This is a genomic window from Mycolicibacterium aubagnense, assembly GCF_010730955.1.
GTDB classification, from domain to species: Bacteria; Actinomycetota; Actinomycetes; order Mycobacteriales; family Mycobacteriaceae; genus Mycobacterium; species Mycobacterium aubagnense.
The window spans coordinates 3,040,256-3,054,947 of sequence record NZ_AP022577.1; the positions used below are offsets into that span (position 1 = coordinate 3,040,256).

At 67.1% G+C, this 14,692-nt stretch carries 16 protein-coding genes and 1 tRNA gene; 12 read left to right on the top strand and 5 right to left on the bottom strand.

The window, feature by feature from the left end; translation table 11 throughout:
- The first annotated feature begins 112 nt into the window (after positions 1–112).
- Together G6N59_RS14880 and G6N59_RS14885 are read left to right on the top strand one after the other, a co-directional pair.
- On the top strand, positions 113–949 hold the full coding sequence (locus tag G6N59_RS14880) for an NmrA family NAD(P)-binding protein (RefSeq protein WP_138233022.1): 837 nt from the start codon (positions 113–115) through the stop codon (positions 947–949).
- A gap of 18 nt (positions 950–967) precedes the next feature.
- Complete coding sequence (locus G6N59_RS14885) at positions 968–1,411, top strand: nuclear transport factor 2 family protein (protein ID WP_138233023.1); 444 nt, start codon at positions 968–970, stop codon at positions 1,409–1,411.
- A gap of 26 nt (positions 1,412–1,437) precedes the next feature.
- Here the strand turns inward: G6N59_RS14885 and G6N59_RS14890 are convergent.
- Positions 1,438–1,524 (bottom strand) — tRNA-Ser (locus G6N59_RS14890).
- Between the two features lie 64 nt (positions 1,525–1,588).
- On the opposite strand from G6N59_RS14890, the gene G6N59_RS14895 reads away from it, so the two are divergent.
- Positions 1,589–2,560 carry an NAD(P)H-quinone oxidoreductase gene (locus tag G6N59_RS14895; RefSeq protein WP_138233024.1) on the top strand — a complete coding sequence of 324 codons (972 nt, stop codon included), beginning with the start codon at positions 1,589–1,591 and terminating at the stop codon, positions 2,558–2,560.
- 108 nt (positions 2,561–2,668) lie between these two features.
- Here G6N59_RS14895 and G6N59_RS14900 read toward each other — a convergent pair whose 3' ends face one another.
- Positions 2,669–3,865 carry a cysteine desulfurase-like protein gene (locus tag G6N59_RS14900; RefSeq protein WP_138233025.1) on the bottom strand — a complete coding sequence of 399 codons (1,197 nt, stop codon included), beginning with the start codon at positions 3,863–3,865 and terminating at the stop codon, positions 2,669–2,671.
- A gap of 109 nt (positions 3,866–3,974) precedes the next feature.
- Here G6N59_RS14900 and G6N59_RS14905 point away from each other — a divergent pair, with 109 nt between their 5' ends.
- The 6 genes from G6N59_RS14905 (at position 3,975) to G6N59_RS14930 (ending at position 9,859) form a co-directional block, all read left to right on the top strand.
- The gene (locus tag G6N59_RS14905; RefSeq protein WP_407665688.1) at positions 3,975–5,936 is read left to right on the top strand and encodes a DUF6541 family protein; all 1,962 of its coding nucleotides are present in this window, start codon (positions 3,975–3,977) and stop codon (positions 5,934–5,936) included.
- A 13-nt stretch (positions 5,937–5,949) separates the two neighbouring features.
- Complete coding sequence (locus G6N59_RS14910; protein WP_138233026.1) at positions 5,950–6,477, top strand: bacterial proteasome activator family protein; 528 nt, start codon at positions 5,950–5,952, stop codon at positions 6,475–6,477.
- A 3-nt stretch (positions 6,478–6,480) separates the two neighbouring features.
- Positions 6,481–7,284, top strand: a complete 804-nt coding sequence (gene wzt / locus G6N59_RS14915; protein WP_138233027.1) for a galactan export ABC transporter ATP-binding subunit Wzt/RfbE — start codon at positions 6,481–6,483, stop codon at positions 7,282–7,284.
- Positions 7,285–7,297: 13 nt separating this feature from the next.
- Entirely contained in the window at positions 7,298–8,233 is a 936-nt protein-coding gene (gene glfT1, locus G6N59_RS14920; protein WP_138233028.1) for a galactofuranosyltransferase GlfT1, read from the top strand.
- The gene (gene wzm, locus G6N59_RS14925) at positions 8,230–9,060 is read left to right on the top strand and encodes a galactan export ABC transporter permease subunit Wzm/RfbD (protein ID WP_138233029.1); all 831 of its coding nucleotides are present in this window, start codon (positions 8,230–8,232) and stop codon (positions 9,058–9,060) included. Before glfT1 ends, wzm begins: the two co-directional genes overlap by 4 nt.
- Before the next feature lie 178 nt (positions 9,061–9,238).
- The gene (locus tag G6N59_RS14930) at positions 9,239–9,859 is read left to right on the top strand and encodes a hypothetical protein (RefSeq protein WP_138233030.1); all 621 of its coding nucleotides are present in this window, start codon (positions 9,239–9,241) and stop codon (positions 9,857–9,859) included.
- 154 nt (positions 9,860–10,013) lie between these two features.
- Here the strand turns inward: G6N59_RS14930 and G6N59_RS14935 are convergent, their stop codons facing one another.
- Complete coding sequence (locus G6N59_RS14935; RefSeq protein WP_138233031.1) at positions 10,014–10,643, bottom strand: winged helix-turn-helix transcriptional regulator; 630 nt, start codon at positions 10,641–10,643, stop codon at positions 10,014–10,016.
- Positions 10,644–10,724: 81 nt separating this feature from the next.
- Between G6N59_RS14935 and G6N59_RS14940 the strand changes: the two genes are divergently transcribed.
- The gene (locus G6N59_RS14940; protein ID WP_138233032.1) at positions 10,725–11,624 is read left to right on the top strand and encodes an alpha/beta fold hydrolase; all 900 of its coding nucleotides are present in this window, start codon (positions 10,725–10,727) and stop codon (positions 11,622–11,624) included.
- Here the strand turns inward: G6N59_RS14940 and G6N59_RS14945 are convergent.
- On the bottom strand, positions 11,593–12,075 hold the full coding sequence (locus G6N59_RS14945; RefSeq protein ID WP_138233033.1) for a carboxymuconolactone decarboxylase family protein: 483 nt from the start codon (positions 12,073–12,075) through the stop codon (positions 11,593–11,595). The two genes, G6N59_RS14940 and G6N59_RS14945, sit on opposite strands and share 32 nt — an antisense overlap.
- Before the next feature lie 49 nt (positions 12,076–12,124).
- Between G6N59_RS14945 and pdxR the strand changes: the two genes are divergently transcribed.
- The gene (pdxR, locus tag G6N59_RS14950; protein WP_138233034.1) at positions 12,125–13,546 is read left to right on the top strand and encodes a MocR-like pyridoxine biosynthesis transcription factor PdxR; all 1,422 of its coding nucleotides are present in this window, start codon (positions 12,125–12,127) and stop codon (positions 13,544–13,546) included.
- Here pdxR and G6N59_RS14955 read toward each other — a convergent pair.
- A complete protein-coding gene (locus tag G6N59_RS14955; protein ID WP_138233035.1) occupies positions 13,536–14,159 on the bottom strand; it encodes an HD domain-containing protein in 624 nt (207 codons plus the stop codon). The two genes, pdxR and G6N59_RS14955, sit on opposite strands and share 11 nt — an antisense overlap.
- Before the next feature lie 46 nt (positions 14,160–14,205).
- On the opposite strand from G6N59_RS14955, the gene G6N59_RS14960 reads away from it, so the two are divergent.
- Complete coding sequence (locus tag G6N59_RS14960) at positions 14,206–14,667, top strand: GtrA family protein (RefSeq protein WP_138233312.1); 462 nt, start codon at positions 14,206–14,208, stop codon at positions 14,665–14,667.
- The last annotated feature ends 25 nt before the right edge of the window (positions 14,668–14,692 follow it).

Sequence of the window (14,692 nt, forward strand, 5' to 3'; positions counted from 1 at the left end):
CCGTCCAGAGTGCGCGAGACACTCCCGATCGACAAGCAGATGAGACGCTCGCGCAATGAATCGAGCTTCCCGCGCATTGAAACACCCAGCGCCGGCGCGGAACAGTTGCCTCATGGACAACGCAGGAGCAGTACTGGTTCTCGGCGGCACCGGCCGCACCGGATCACGTATCGGCCGGGCACTGATCGATCAGGGGGCGGCGGCGCGCACCGCCTCCCGCAGCGGCAGCGCGACGAAGTTCGATTGGGACGACCAGCAGACCTACCGGCCGGCGCTCGACGGCGTCGATCGCGTGTACCTCGTGCCGCCCAACCTGCGAGTACGGTTCGCCGACCAGGTCGCCGCATTTCTGGAGACGGCGGTCGATGCCGGTGTCCGTCACATCACCCTGCTCAGCGCGTACGGCGCAGACCGGGCACCGGCCGTGATCGACCTGGCGGCAGTGGAGCGGCTGGTGGCCGAGTGCGGCGGCATCACTCACACGATCTTGCGGCCGGCGTGGGTGATGCAGAACTTCACCGACGAGCACCTGCCTCTGATCGACGACTCGCTCACCGTCCCAAGCGGCGGCGGCGCCGAGGCCTTCGTCGACGCCGACGACATAGCGGCGGTGGCCGTACGCACAGTGCTGGAACCAGCCGCGCACGACGGAGCGACCTACACGTTGACCGGCCCGGCCGCGCTCACCTTCGAGGACGTCGCGGCGGTGATCGCCGATGTCAGCGGCCGGCCGGTGAAGCATGTCGACGTCGACCAGCAGGTATGGATCGACGGGGCGGTGGCGGCCGGCGTACCCGCTGACTACGCGGTGATGCTGCGCTGGCTGACCGGCACAATCATCGACGGCCACGGTGCCACGCCCACCGGCGACGTCGAGAAGGTACTGGGGCATCCGGCAACCGATCTCGCCACCTTCGCGCGCCGCAACGCTGCGACCTGGACCCACTGAACCGACAGGAACCGAGACATGACCAAGTACATCGACGACGCGTCCAACTTCGGCGCCAACGGGCCGTTCTTCCACGTCATCCGCACCGGACTCGACGGCTTGGTCGACGGCGAAGACTTCTTCGACCTACTCGCCGACGACGTGGTGTTCGAGTTCGTGATCTCGGTACCCGGCTATCCGCGCCGGGTCGAAGGCCGGGACGCGGTGCTGGAGCTCTACCGCGACTACGACAACTACATGAAGGTGCACAGCGCCGATGGACTGCGCGTATACCGAGATCCGGCGGCGTCAGTCGTGGTGCTGGAGTATGAGGTGCACGGGCACCCTGTACACGGCGGTTCTGCCTACAACAACCGTTTCGTCTCCATCGTCACCATCACTGACGGGAAGGTGACGCACTGGCGGGACTACCTGGATCCGATCGCGGTGTTCGATGCCACCGGCTGGCCCGCTATGGACTGATCGACGCCGAAATCCCTTTTGAGCTGCGGTGGCGGAGGGATTTGAACCCCCGGTTGGGTTTAACCAACTCTCGCTTTCAAGGCGAGTGCATTAGGCCGCTCTGCCACGCCACCGCCGAACAGCCTAAGGGGTCCAGCGCCGTGCGAGCCCCTCGGGTCTCTGTGTAGCGTTGCGGCTATGCACGCCATTGTCGTCGAATCCCCAGGTCAACTGGCATGGTCCGAGGTACCGGACGTGACGGCGAAGGGTGGCGAAGTCGTCATCGCCGTCACGACCGCCGGGGTGAACCGGGCCGACCTGCTGCAAGCCGCCGGCCTGTACCCGCCGCCGCCGGGCGCCAGCGACATCCTGGGGCTGGAGGTCTCGGGTGTCATCGCAGAGGTCGGCGCCGGCGTCGAGAATTGGTCCGCCGGCGACCAGGTGTGCGCACTGCTGTCGGGCGGCGGCTACGCCGAGAAGGTGGCCGTGCCCGCGGCCCAGGTCATGCCGATCCCGGCTGGTGTGAGCCTGCATCATGCGGCCGGTCTGCCGGAGGTCGCGGCCACGGTGTGGTCCAACCTGTCGATGACCGCCCACCTGCGGTCCGGCCAGCTGGTGCTGCTGCACGGCGGCGCCAGCGGCATCGGCACGCATGCCATCCAGGTCGCCCACGCCATGGGCGCTCGCGTCGCCGTCACCGCGTCACTCGAAAAGCTCGAACTCTGCCGCGAGTTGGGGGCCGACATCCTGGTCAACTACCGCGACGAAGACTTCGTGGAGCGCGTGACGGAGGCAGGCGGCGCCGACGTCATCTTCGACATCATGGGTGCCTCGTACCTGGACCGGAACATCGACGCGCTCGCGCCCGACGGACGCATCGTGATCATCGGCATGCAGGGCGGCGTAAAGGGCGAACTGAACGTCGCCAAGCTCGTGGGCAAGCGCGCCGGCGTCATAGGCACCGCGCTGCGCTCCCGCCCCGTCGAGGGGGAATCCGGCAAGGCGGCGATCATCAACGAAGTGGTGCAGCATGTTTGGCCCATGATCGCCGACGGTCGCGTGCGCCCGATCATCGGCGCCGAGTTGCCCATCGAGCAGGCAGCGGCCGCCCATCAGCTCCTGCAGGCGGGTGCCGTGTCCGGGAAAGTACTTCTGCGAGTACGGGATTAGCCTCCGCCAGCCTGACCACAGGGCGGTTTCGAGGCCGGTTTTCCGCCACCAGGTCAGGCTCGCGCGACGCTTGCACAGCTGCTACTCGACGCGCTGGGCTGCAGGTAACTAACCGAGCGAGGCCAACGTCCGGACAAGCTGGTCGACCTCGGCGGTCGTCGTGTAGTGGCCCAGGCCAACCGTCACGGCACCACCGATGTCGTTGACGCCGATGGCCTCCAGCACGCGCGAGTTACCGTCCGACACCGCCAGTACGCCGTTGTCGGCCAGGCGGCTGATCACGCGGTCGGCAGGCACGCCCTGCACCGCGAAGCTCAGCACCGGAATGGCCGCCTCAGGAGCGCCGAGCACCATGACCAACGGCAGCGACCGCAGCGAGTTACGCAGGTACGCGAACACCCGGCCCAGGTAGGCCTCGGCCGATTGCATGGAGCGCGCGAGCCTCTCGCGGCGGGAGCCCGTGGCCGCGTCATCGAGGTTGGCCAGGTATTCGATGCTGGCCACGACCCCACCGAGCAGTCCGAACTGATGGGCGCCGACTTCCAACCGGGCGGCGCCTGTCGCGTTCGGGTCCAGCGAGACCGTCGCCAACGTGTCGATGATCGAGGGGTCGCGGAACACCAGCGCACCGATCGGCGGGCCGCCCCACGCAATCGCGTTGAGCGCGACCACATCGGCATCGACGTCGTTGATGTCCAGCAGACGGTAGGGCGCGGCCACCGAGTGGTCGACGACGACCATGCCACCGTTCTCCCGCGCCATCTTGGTCACGGGACGCAGATCGGTGACGGTGCCGAGCTTGGACGATGCCGACGTGATCGCTATCAACCGGGTGGGCCGGGTGATGAGGGTCTCCCACTGCCAGCTGGGCAGTTCGCCGGTCTCGATGTCGACCTCGGCCCACTTCACCTTGGCGCCATAGCGATTCGCGGCCCGCAACCACGGTGCGATGTTGGCTTCGTCATCCAGGCGGGTGACGACCACTTCGTAGCCCAGGCCCGACCGCGACGCCGACGCCTCGGCCAGCGAGTTCAGCAGGACGGCACGATCAGCGCCGAACACGACACCGCGCGGGTCACCGCCGACGAGATCGGCGACCGCTTGCCGTGCGGCCGTGAGGACCGCGGCGCTGCGCTGGGCGGCCGGGTGCGGCCCAGCGGCCGACGACATGGAACCGCGGAAAGCGGTCGAAACGGTGGTCGCTACCGAGTCCGGCAGCAGCATTCCGGTCGGGGCATCGAAGTGCACCCAGCCGCCGCCCAGTGACGGGTGCAGACCGCGCACCCGGGCGACGTCGTATGCCATGCCATGCCAACCTTCAAGTGATTCAGGCCTGCCAGCCAAAATTATCCGGCGGGCGTGCCCCGCTGCACACCGGCGAAAGCCGGGCCACCCGAACAGCCATACTAGTGCAGTGAGCTTGGCGTCTGGCGTCCTTGTCGCCCTGTTGATCATGGTGCTCCCTGGAGCAATCACCGCTCGTGTAGCACAGCTAACCTGGCCCGTTGCCATCGCAGTCGGCCCCGCAGTGACCTACGGCATCGTAGCTTTGGCCGTCGTTCCACTCGGTGCCGTCGGCGTCCCGTGGAACGGCTGGACGGCGTTGCTGGCGTTCGTCATCGTGGTCGCAGTGGTTGCCGGGCTTCGTCGTGCCCTGCGGCGCTACGCGGACACCGCTGCCGAAGCACTCGCGATCACGCGTGGCCCGGCCCTGGTCGTCGCCGCCGGCATTCTCGTCGGCGCGTCGGCAATTGCAATTTCAGCAATCCTCGGTATGCCGCATTGGCAATCCATTCCGAGCACCTGGGACTCGGTCTGGCACGCCAACACCATCCGCTGGATTCTCGACGTCGGTCAGGCCTCGCCAATGCACATGGGCGAGCTTCGCAATGTCGAGACCCACGCGTTGCTCTACTACCCGTCGACCTTCCACGCGCTCGCCGCGGTGTTCTGCCAACTCACCGGCACGGCCGCGACAACCGCGTACACCCTGCACTCGCTGGCGGCCTCGACCTGGCTGTTCCCCGTCAGCGCGGCGAGCCTGACGTGGGCCATGGTGCGGCCGCACACGTGCCAGCGCTGGAGCGCCGGGGCGGCGGCCACCGCGGGCGCACTGGCGGCGTCCTTCACCGCTGTTCCCTACGTCGAGTTCGACGTCGCCGCCGTCCCCAACCTGGTGGCCTATGGCCTCGCCGGGCCGACGACGGTGCTGGTCATGTCGTGCCTGCGGCACCGCAATCGCATTCCCCTCGCCGTCATCGCCCTGGTCGGAGTGTTCTCCACCCACATCACCGGCGGTGTCGTCGTCGCCACCTTCGTCGGCGTCTGGTGGCTCTGCGACACGCTGTGGCATCCGGTGCGCGGCCGGCTCTCCGACTTCCTGAGCCTGCTCGCCGTCGCGGTGCCGTCGCTGGTGCTCCTGCTGCCGCAGTTCATCGGGGTGCTCGCGCAGGCGGACATCATCGTCGGGCACGCGTTCGTCACCCATCAGAGCCGGCTCCGGGTGCTGTTCAACGCGGTCGTGCAACACACGCGCCACCTCAACGACTACCCGATCCAGAACATCCTGATCCTGCTCGGCGGCGTCGGCGGGCTGATCCTGCTCGTCAAGCGGGTCTGGTGGCCGCTGACGGTCTGGCTACTGCTGATCGTCGCGATCGTGCACTCCGGTGCGCCGTTCGGCGGTCCGCTCGGCTTTGTCATCGGCAAGTACTCCGACCTCTACTACAGCGATCCGCGCCGGTTGTCCGCCGTCGTGACCATGCTGATCACGCCGTTCGCCGGGATCGCGTTGTTCGCCGTCATCGCCTTCGCCGTCGGCTGGCTGCAGAAGCGGACGCCCCGGACCGAACGGTTCTGGGCCGCCACCACCGCCGCGCTGTTGCTGCTGTCGACGGTCGGGCTGGCCTGGCACTACTTTCCCCGGCACCGTTACCTCATCGGCCAGAAGTACGACCAGGTCATGGTCAACGACAAGAACCTGGAGGCCTTCGCCTACCTGGCGACGCTGCCGGGCGCCAAGGACACGTTGATCGGCAACGCCAACACCGACGGCACCTCCTGGATGTATGCCGTCGCCGGACTGCACCCGCTGTGGACCCACTACGACTATCCGCAGCAACAGGGACCGGGCTACCACCGCTTCATCTTCTGGGCCTACGCCAACAAAGCGGACACCGATCCGCGCATCGCGGAGGCCGTGCATGCCCTCAACATCCGGTACGTGATCACCAGCTCGACCATCGTCAGAGGTTTCGTCATGCCCGACGGACTAGTGTCGCTGGATAAGTCGAAGTCGTGGGCAAAGATCTACGACAACGGGCGGTCCCGCATCTATGAATGGCGCGGCGACACCGCCGCCCCGGCGAAGAGATAGGAACAGTGCAGCTATGACGCTGAACCCAGCAGACGACGACAGCATCGAGGTCATCGGCGGAGACCTCGCGTTGGGTGGGGCCCCCGCAGGCGACCCCGAACAGGCCGACGACGGTAAGTCGCTGACCGACCTGGTCGAGCAGCCGGCCAAGGTGATGCGAATCGGCACCATGATCAAGCAGCTGCTGGAAGAAGTGCGCTCCGCGCCGCTGGACGAGGCCAGCCGGAACCGCCTGCGCGACATCCACCGGTCGAGCATCCAGGAGCTCGAAGACGGCCTGGCTCCGGAGCTGACCGAGGAGCTCGAACGGTTGTCGTTGCCGTTCTCCGAGGAGAAGGTGCCGTCGGCCGCCGAGCTGCGCATCGCGCAGGCCCAGCTGGTGGGCTGGCTCGAAGGCCTGTTCCATGGCATTCAGACCGCGCTGTTCGCGCAGCAGATGGCGGCCCGCGCACAGCTGGAGCAGATGCGCCAGGGCGCCCTGCCGCCTGGCGCCGAGGGCGGTCGCGGCCCGTTCCACCCCGGCACCGGCCAGTACCTGTAGCCCGTGAGCGAACCGCACATCTCCACGCAGAACGCGTGGGTCGAATTTCCGATCTTCGATGCGAAATCCCGTTCGCTGAAGAAGGCCTTTCTCGGCAAGGCCGGCGGTGGCATCGCCCGTAACGAGTCGAATGTCGTTGTGATCGAGGCACTTCGGGACATCACGATGTCGCTCAACATGGGCGACCGCGTGGGCCTGGTCGGGCACAACGGCGCAGGCAAGTCGACGCTGCTGCGCCTGCTATCGGGCATCTACGAGCCGACGCGTGGTTCCTCGACCGTGCGCGGCCGCGTGGCCCCGGTCTTCGACCTCGGTGTCGGCATGGACCCGGAGATCTCCGGTTTCGAGAACATCATCATCCGCGGCCTGTTCCTCGGGCAGACCCGTAAGCAGATGCTGGCCAAGGTCGACGAGATCGCCGAGTTCACCGAACTGGGCGAGTACCTCTCGATGCCGCTGCGCACGTACTCCACGGGTATGCGCGTGCGCCTGGCCATGGGCGTCGTCACCAGCATCGATCCCGAGATCCTGCTGCTCGATGAAGGTATCGGGGCGGTCGATGCGGATTTCCTGAAGAAAGCCCGCACCCGGTTGCAAGCCTTGGTGGAGCGCTCCGGAATCCTGGTCTTCGCCAGCCATTCCAACGAATTCCTGGCTCGGCTCTGCCAGACCGCGATGTGGGTCGACCACGGCACCATCCGGATGACCGGCGGCATCGAGGACGTCGTCCGCGCCTACGAGGGCGAGGATGCGGCACACCACGTGCGCGAGGTGCTCGAAGAGAACGAGCGCGAGCGCCAAGCGTGACCGAGCGGCAAGCATGACAGAGACACTCTGCGCGGTCATTGTGACCCACCGACGACCCGAGCTGTTGGCGAAATCCCTTGCCGTGGTGTGTACTCAGACGCGCCTACCGGATCACGTGATCGTCGTCGACAACGACAACGACCCAGCAGTCCGGGCGCTCGTGGAGTCGCAGCCAGTGGCGACGACCTATCTCGGCTCTGCCCGAAACCTGGGCGGCGCAGGCGGTTTCGCGCTGGGCATCCTGCACGCGCTGGCCCTGGGTGCGGACTGGGTATGGCTGGCCGACGACGACGGACGTCCCGCTGATTCGTCGGTACTGGCGACGCTGCTGGACTGCGCGGCCAAGCACGACCTGGCCGAGGTATCGCCCATGGTGTGCGACCTGAATGAACCTGAGCGGCTGGCCTTCCCGCTGCGCCGCGGGCTGGTATGGCGCCGACATGTCTCGGAGTTGCAGGTGGACAAACAGGCCGGCGTCGATCTGTTGCCGGGCATCGCGTCGTTGTTCAACGGCGCCCTCTTCCGGGCATCGACGCTGGAAGCCGTTGGCGTGCCTGATATCCGGCTGTTCGTCCGCGGCGACGAAGTCGAGGTGCACCGCCGGCTCGCCCGTTCCGGCCTGCCGTTCGGCACGTGTCTGAACGCGGTGTACCTGCACCCGCAGGGTTCCGACGAATTCAAGCCGATCCTCGGCGGCCGCATGCACACGCAGTACCCCGACGACGCCACCAAGCGCTACTTCACCTACCGCAACCGCGGATATCTGCAGTCCCAGCCCGGTATGCGCAAGCTGGTCCCCCAGGAGTGGGTGCGGTTCGGCTGGTACTTCCTCGTCACGCGACGTGATCCGGCCGGGCTGCGCGAGTGGATGCGATTGCGCCGCTTGGGACGAGACGAGAAGTTCAGCAGGCCCGGTTCGGGCGGACCCAATTCAGGAGGACAGCGATGACGTTCACCGACGCGGCCGCGCAGTCCAAGACGCTGCGGCGCGCCTGGGCTGACCTGGTGACCGGCTTCGGCAAACGCGAACTCTGGCTGCACCTGGGCTGGCAGGACATCAAGCAGCGCTACCGGCGCTCAGTGCTCGGCCCCATCTGGATCACCATCGCCACCGGCACCATGGCTGTGGCTCTCGGCGGTCTGTATTCCCAGCTGTTCCATCTGCCGCTGGCCGAGCATCTGCCGTACGTGACGCTGGGCCTGATCATCTGGAACCTGATCAACGCGTCGATCCTCGAAGGCGCTGACGTGTTCATCGCCAATGAGGGCCTGATCAAACAGCTTCCGACGCCGCTGTCGGTGCACGTCTACCGGTTGGTGTGGCGCCAGGTGTTGTTGTTCGCGCACAACATCATCATCTTCGTCATCATCGCGATCATCTTCCCCAAGCCGTGGTCCTGGGCCGACCTCTCGGTCATCCCGGCGCTGGCGCTGATCGTGGCCAATTGTGTCTGGGTCGCATTGTGTTTCGGCATCCTGGCGACGCGGTACCGGGACATCAGCCCACTGCTGGCCAGCCTGGTGCAGCTGCTGTTCTACATCACCCCAATCATCTGGAACGACCAGACGCTCCGCCTCCAGGGCGCGGGCACCTGGTCGAAGATCGTTGAGCTGAACCCACTCCTGCACTACGTGGACATCGTTCGCGCGCCGTTGCTGGGTCAGCCTCAAGAGCTACGGCACTGGCTCGTGGTGATCACGTTGACCGTCGCAGGCTGGGTGGTCGCCGCGATCGCGATGCGCCAGTACCGCGCGCGCGTGCCGTACTGGGTGTAGGTCGCCCCAGCGCTGATCCGGTGCGGTGACCGCGACGGGCCGGGTGTCACGCAGGTCACTCCTCCGGGCTTAGCTCGTTGTCTGCGGGGATCCGGCCGGCCATCTGACCGTCACCTCGGGTTCGGCGGCGCGGAGTTCAATTGCGGCGACCGGCTTTCCGCGTCCCACAGGAGCAATCATGACCATCACCGAAACCCCCACCACCAACGACATTGCGAACGGGCAGGTCATCGAGGCCGAGCTCGTCGAGACCGCTGACGCCGCCGAAGAAACCGGCCTCGCCATCCGCGAGGTGCTGAGCGGTGTGCTGGAGCGTCAGCTCGACGCCGGCCACAGCCTCACCCGCCAGCTGGTCAGCGCCACCTCCGCGGCCGCCGAGGCTGTCGTCGAGTCGCCGGCCAAGGTGATCTCCTCCGTGCGCGACGGCGCCACCCTGCCGCACGCGGTGAATGAGACCGGCTCGGCCGTTCAGGACGTGCTGGCCGAATCGGGCCGCGACATCCGCAGCGCTGTCGGCGAATACGTCGGCCGCAACGCCGTCGGCCCGAACGCCATCATCGCTGGAGCGTCGCAGGTGGCCGGCTCGCTGGTTCGCGCCCAGGGCGCTCTCACTGCGACCGCTGTGGACGGACTGTTCACCGTGGCCGGCACCGCCGCCCAGGGCGACGACGTGCGCGAGGTCGCCACCCGCGAGTGGAGCGAGTTGCGCACCACCGCCTCGTCGGCCCGCGAAGCGGTCGAGACCGAGATCACCACCGCCCGCGAGAGCATCCGGGACGCTTTCGACACCACTGCTTGATCACTGCCACGCTCGGGATCGGTCGGAGTACGGGCCGATCCCGAGCACCAGCATGTCTGGGCAGCAGGTCTGCGCTCAGAACTCCACCTGACCCTTATTCACCGCCGGGCCGAGCACGAGATTGCTGCACGATCGGCCGGTCCGGGACGTCCCCTCACGCACCGAAGACCGATCGGACGACGGCCTCATCGCCGTCGACCTCGATGAGACCGAGCGCGCGGGCGTCGCCGACGGCGAGAGCACCCGCGGCGAGACCGAGGATGCAGGCAGGGCCGGCGGTGACGGAGGCATCCAACCTGCGGCCGTCGTGCGGACCGACCGCAACGCCGGACCGGGTTGCGCACAGCTGCAAGGTCTGGTCGCCGACCACGAGGCCGATCGCCACTGCGGAGCGGACCTTGACCCGGCCGTCGAGCAGGGCCGGAACGGCGAGGGTGAGCCACTCGGGGCGGAAGGAGTCACCGCCGGCGGGGCCATTGATCATCAGCGGAGTGGACCAGCGGAGCAGGCTCTCGATAGGCCGGCGCAACTCCGCGCCCCACGGGGTCAGCGTGTACTCGACGGCACTCCCCTCGCCGGCCAGCCTCCGCTCGACCACACCCGCGGCTTCAAGGTCGCGGAGCCGGTCGGCGAGCAGATTCGTCGCGATGCCCGGGAGTCGCTCGATCAGGTCGCGATACCGGGCCGGTGCGATGAGGAGTTCTCGGACGATGAGCAAGTTCCACCGGTCGCCGACGATCTCGAGGGAGCGAGCGAGCCCACAGTATTGGTCGTAGCTTCGCATTGCCCGCCCTCCTGCTTGAGTTTCTCAAGTAACTATGAGATGTTCAAGTATACCCGGAAGCTGATCCGACGAGGGGTTGCCATGACCAACACCGCTGCAACCACACGGCCCGCCTGGGTCGACGACGACCTGTTCCCGTTCGAAAGCCATTTCATCGAGATCGACGGCCACACCGTGCACTACGTCGATGAAGGGTCCGGCCCCACACTGCTGATGCTGCACGGGAACCCGACCTGGTCGTTCCTGTTCCGCGACGTTATCAACTTGCTGTGCAAAGACTTTCGATGCATTGCCCTCGACTACCCCGGTTTCGGATTGTCGACGCCGAGGCCCGGTTACCGCTACCTGCCCGAGGAGCACGCCGAGGTCGTGACCGCATTTGTCGATGCTCTCGGCCTCAAGGACGTCACGCTGGTCGGGCAGGACTGGGGCGGCATGATCGGCCTGGCGGTGGCGCAGCGGCGGCCGGGTGTCTTCAATCGGCTGGTGCTCGCCAACACCTGGGCCTGGCCGGTCAACGGGGACCTGCACTTCGAGGCCTTCGGTCGCATCGTAGGTGGTCTCCCGATGCGCTTCCTGGTCCGGCAGTTCAATCTGCTCGTCAAAGCCTTCATTCCCACCGGCCATCGGAGGCGAACGCTCACCGATGCCGAGCTGGACCACTATCGCCGCGCACTCGACACCGCCGAACGGCGCCAGGCGTCTGCTGTCCTTCCGGGCCGGGTCCTCGCAAGCCGGGAGTTCTTCGCCGAGGTCGAGGCCGCGCTGCCGGATGTGGCCCACCTGCCGACGCTGATCATCTGGGGCGACGCCGACATCGCTTTCCGCGCCCAGGAACGCGAGCGGCTGGAAGCGACGTTCCCCAACCACACGACGGTGATCGTCGAGGGCGCCGGAACCTATGTCGAGTCCGACGCCCCCGACGAATTCGCCGACGCGATCAGCTCATTCAGCGCCGGCGCGCGACGGCCTTCCGAGTAGCAGCGTTCAGTCGGTTCCACGAGTTGATGACGGTGGCCATTCCCACGACGTGCGCGAGCTCGCGCTCGGTGAACACGGCAGCGGCCTGGGCGTAGACGTCGTCGGGAACGGGGCCGTGGCTCAGGTCGGTGATGGCTTCGGTGATGGCGAGCGCCGCACGCTCGCGGTCGGTGAACAGGTCGCCGGCTTCCTCCCACGCCGCAACCAGCGCCAGGCGCTGCTCGGTCTCGCCGAAACGTCGGGCGTCATGGACATGCATGTCGAGGCAGAAGGCGCAGTGGTTCATCTGCGAGGCGCGAATCTTGATGAGCTCGCCGATGGTCGAATCGAGCTCCTTGGCCGCGGCGTTGCTGAAGGCCATCATCCCGGCGTACAGCTCGGGAGCGACGTCGTAGATCTCGATGCGCTTGGCGTGGGTGGCGGTGGTCGGTGCGTTCAGTGTCTCGGTCATGCCATCAACGTTAGCCACCAAAAACCCGCGTACATGGTTCAATTGATGCGTGGTTTCGTGGGCCAATTCTGCGGTGAACGGTGCCGGACTGGACTTGCACCTGGACCTGGGCCAGTCGGTGCATCCTGGCCGCCGCGGTACCCGTGACCAGCTGATCCGGGCACTGAGGGACGCGGTTCGCACAGGCCGGTTACCGGCCGGCACCATGCTGCCACCGTCCCGATCGCTGGCCGCCGACCTCGGATTGGCCCGCAACACCGTCGCCGAGTCCTACGCCGAACTCGTCGCCGAAGGCTGGCTGGGTTCCCGCCAGGGCGCCGGCACCTGGGTCGTCGGCTCGCACACCGAATCGACGCCGGCCACTCAGCGCGCGGGGCCGTGGACCCCGACCCACAACCTCATGCCCGGATCGGGAAACGTCGCGGCGTTCCCTCGCCAGGCCTGGCTGGCGTCGGCCCGTCGAGCGCTGACCAACGCCCCCACCGAAGCGCTGCGCACGGGCGACGCCCGCGGGCGGCTGGAACTGCGCGCCGCGTTGGCCACCTATCTGGCCCGGGCCCGCGGCGTCCGCACCACGGCCGAGTCGATCGTCATCTGCGCCGGGACCCGTCACGCCGTCGAGCTGCTGTCGAAAGTGTTCGCTCCCAACATTATTGCGGTGGAGAGCTACGGGCTGTTCCTGTTCCGCGACGCCATCGCCGCGGCCGGCGCCGGCACCGTGCCGATCCAGATCGATGACCGTGGCGCCGTCGTCGACGACCTCGAAAAGACCAGCGCCTCAGCGGTTCTGCTCACCCCGGCGCATCACTTCCCGCACGGTGTGCCACTGCATCCTGCGCGTCGCACCCAAGCCCTCGACTGGGCCACCCGCACGAAAACCTACGTCCTGGAAGACGATTACGACGGCGAGTTCCGCTACGACCGGCAACCGATCGGCTCGATGCAAGGTCTGGATCCCGAGCGGGTGGCCTATCTCGGCTCGGCCAGCAAGAGCCTGGCACCCGTGCTGCGACTGGGCTGGATGGTGTTACCCGACAGCCTGATCGATCCCGTACTGGCCGCGGCGGGCGGACAACAGTTCTACGTCAACGCCATCGAGCAGCTGACCATGGCCGACTTCATCGAGTCCGGCCAGTACGACAAGCACATCCGCCGCATGCGCAACAGCTACCGGCGCCGGCGCGACGCGCTGGCGGAGAAGCTCTCCGGTCTGGATGTCGAGATCAAGGGACTGTCCGCCGGAGTGCATGCCCTGATCCGCCTGCCGGAGGGCACCGAACACGAAGTGATACGGCGCGCAGCCGACGCCGGCATCGCGCTGTCCGGGTTGGCGCTGCTCCGGCACCCCGACGCACCATCGGCTACCTCGCACCAGGACGGAGTGGTGGTGAGTTTCGGCACGCCTGCCGACCATGAGTTCAACGCGGCGCTCGACGCACTGCATGACGTGCTGAAGGCCGTCAGCCGCTGAGCGCCGCCAGTTCGGCCTCGAGATTGGTCCGGGCCGCGTCCTCCCACAGCCGACGCCCCGCCACCGTGCGGTAGAGCGACGGTCCGGCGAGCATCGCTGCGATCATCCGGCCCCGCCACAGACCAAAATCCGCATCGCTGACGTGGCCGTACTCGGCCCGCACCCGGGCGGTGTTGTGTTGGTAATCCACCGGCGGCACCGCCAGCACCGCCAAGTCGGCGTCAGACAACACCTGGCCGTTGTGGTCGTCGGCCGCTGGGTCATGGGTGATGGTCACCCGCACCAGGCGCCCCACCTCGGCCACCAAAGCCGGGTCCACACCCAGACCGGTCAACTCCGACTCGGCGAGCAGGGCGCTGTTCTCCTCGTCGTCGGACTGCCCCGCGTACACCGCGTCGTGGTACCAGGCCGCCAGGCGCACCGCGTCAGGATCGTCTGCGAACTCCTCCAGAGCGTCCACTCCGGACAGGATCCCGCGCAGATGACTCAGGTCGTGGTAACTGCGGTGCGGCTCGGCCCAGCGGCTCAGCAGGGCCGCTCCGACGTCGTCCGCCCGGGGCGACTGAGAATGCCGCGCCAGCAGCATGTGCCATGCCTGGAGCAAATCGGTCACGTGTCCATGGTGCACGTAAGCTGCCCGGGTGGCCGAGCCAGTGGACATCCCCGCCGAACACCATGCCGAGCACAGTGCCGAGAAAGCCGTCGAGGCGTCCTTGGGCCTGGTGACCCAGGCGTGGCGGTTCGTCGTCACCGGCGGCTTGTCCGCAGTGGTCGACTACGGTTTGTACGCACTGCTCAGCGCGGTTTTCGTGGCGAACGGCATGCCGGACGCGCGGGCCACGCTCATCGCGAAGACAATCAGCTTCATCGCCGGCACGACGACGGCGTACCTCATCAACCGGCGCTGGACTTTCCAGGCCGAACCCAGCCGGGCCCGATTCATCGCGGTTGTGACCTTGTACGCAGTCACCTTCGGACTGCAGGTCGGCATCAATCAGCTGTTCTATCTGCAATTCGCCGGCGAGTCCTGGCGGCGGCCGGTGGCCTTCGTCATCGCCCAGGGCACGGCGACAGTGATCAACTTCGTGGTGCAGCGAGCCGTGATTTTCCGGCTGAAGTGATGTTGGCCGGTACCCTTTGACCGTT

Bases quoted from the DNA above. Each gene is read 5' to 3' on its own strand.
- G6N59_RS14880 (WP_138233022.1), top strand. From the start codon at position 113: ATGGACAACGCAGGAGCAGTACTGGTTCTCGGCGGCACCGGCCGCACC.
- G6N59_RS14885 (WP_138233023.1), top strand. From the start codon at position 968: ATGACCAAGTACATCGACGACGCGTCCAACTTCGGCGCCAACGGGCCG.
- G6N59_RS14895 (WP_138233024.1), top strand. From the start codon at position 1,589: ATGCACGCCATTGTCGTCGAATCCCCAGGTCAACTGGCATGGTCCGAG.
- G6N59_RS14900 (WP_138233025.1), bottom strand. From the start codon at position 3,865: ATGGCATACGACGTCGCCCGGGTGCGCGGTCTGCACCCGTCACTGGGC.
- G6N59_RS14910 (WP_138233026.1), top strand. From the start codon at position 5,950: ATGACGCTGAACCCAGCAGACGACGACAGCATCGAGGTCATCGGCGGA.
- glfT1 (WP_138233028.1), top strand. From the start codon at position 7,298: ATGACAGAGACACTCTGCGCGGTCATTGTGACCCACCGACGACCCGAG.
- wzm (WP_138233029.1), top strand. From the start codon at position 8,230: ATGACGTTCACCGACGCGGCCGCGCAGTCCAAGACGCTGCGGCGCGCC.
- G6N59_RS14930 (WP_138233030.1), top strand. From the start codon at position 9,239: ATGACCATCACCGAAACCCCCACCACCAACGACATTGCGAACGGGCAG.
- G6N59_RS14935 (WP_138233031.1), bottom strand. From the start codon at position 10,643: ATGCGAAGCTACGACCAATACTGTGGGCTCGCTCGCTCCCTCGAGATC.
- G6N59_RS14940 (WP_138233032.1), top strand. From the start codon at position 10,725: ATGACCAACACCGCTGCAACCACACGGCCCGCCTGGGTCGACGACGAC.
- G6N59_RS14945 (WP_138233033.1), bottom strand. From the start codon at position 12,075: ATGACCGAGACACTGAACGCACCGACCACCGCCACCCACGCCAAGCGC.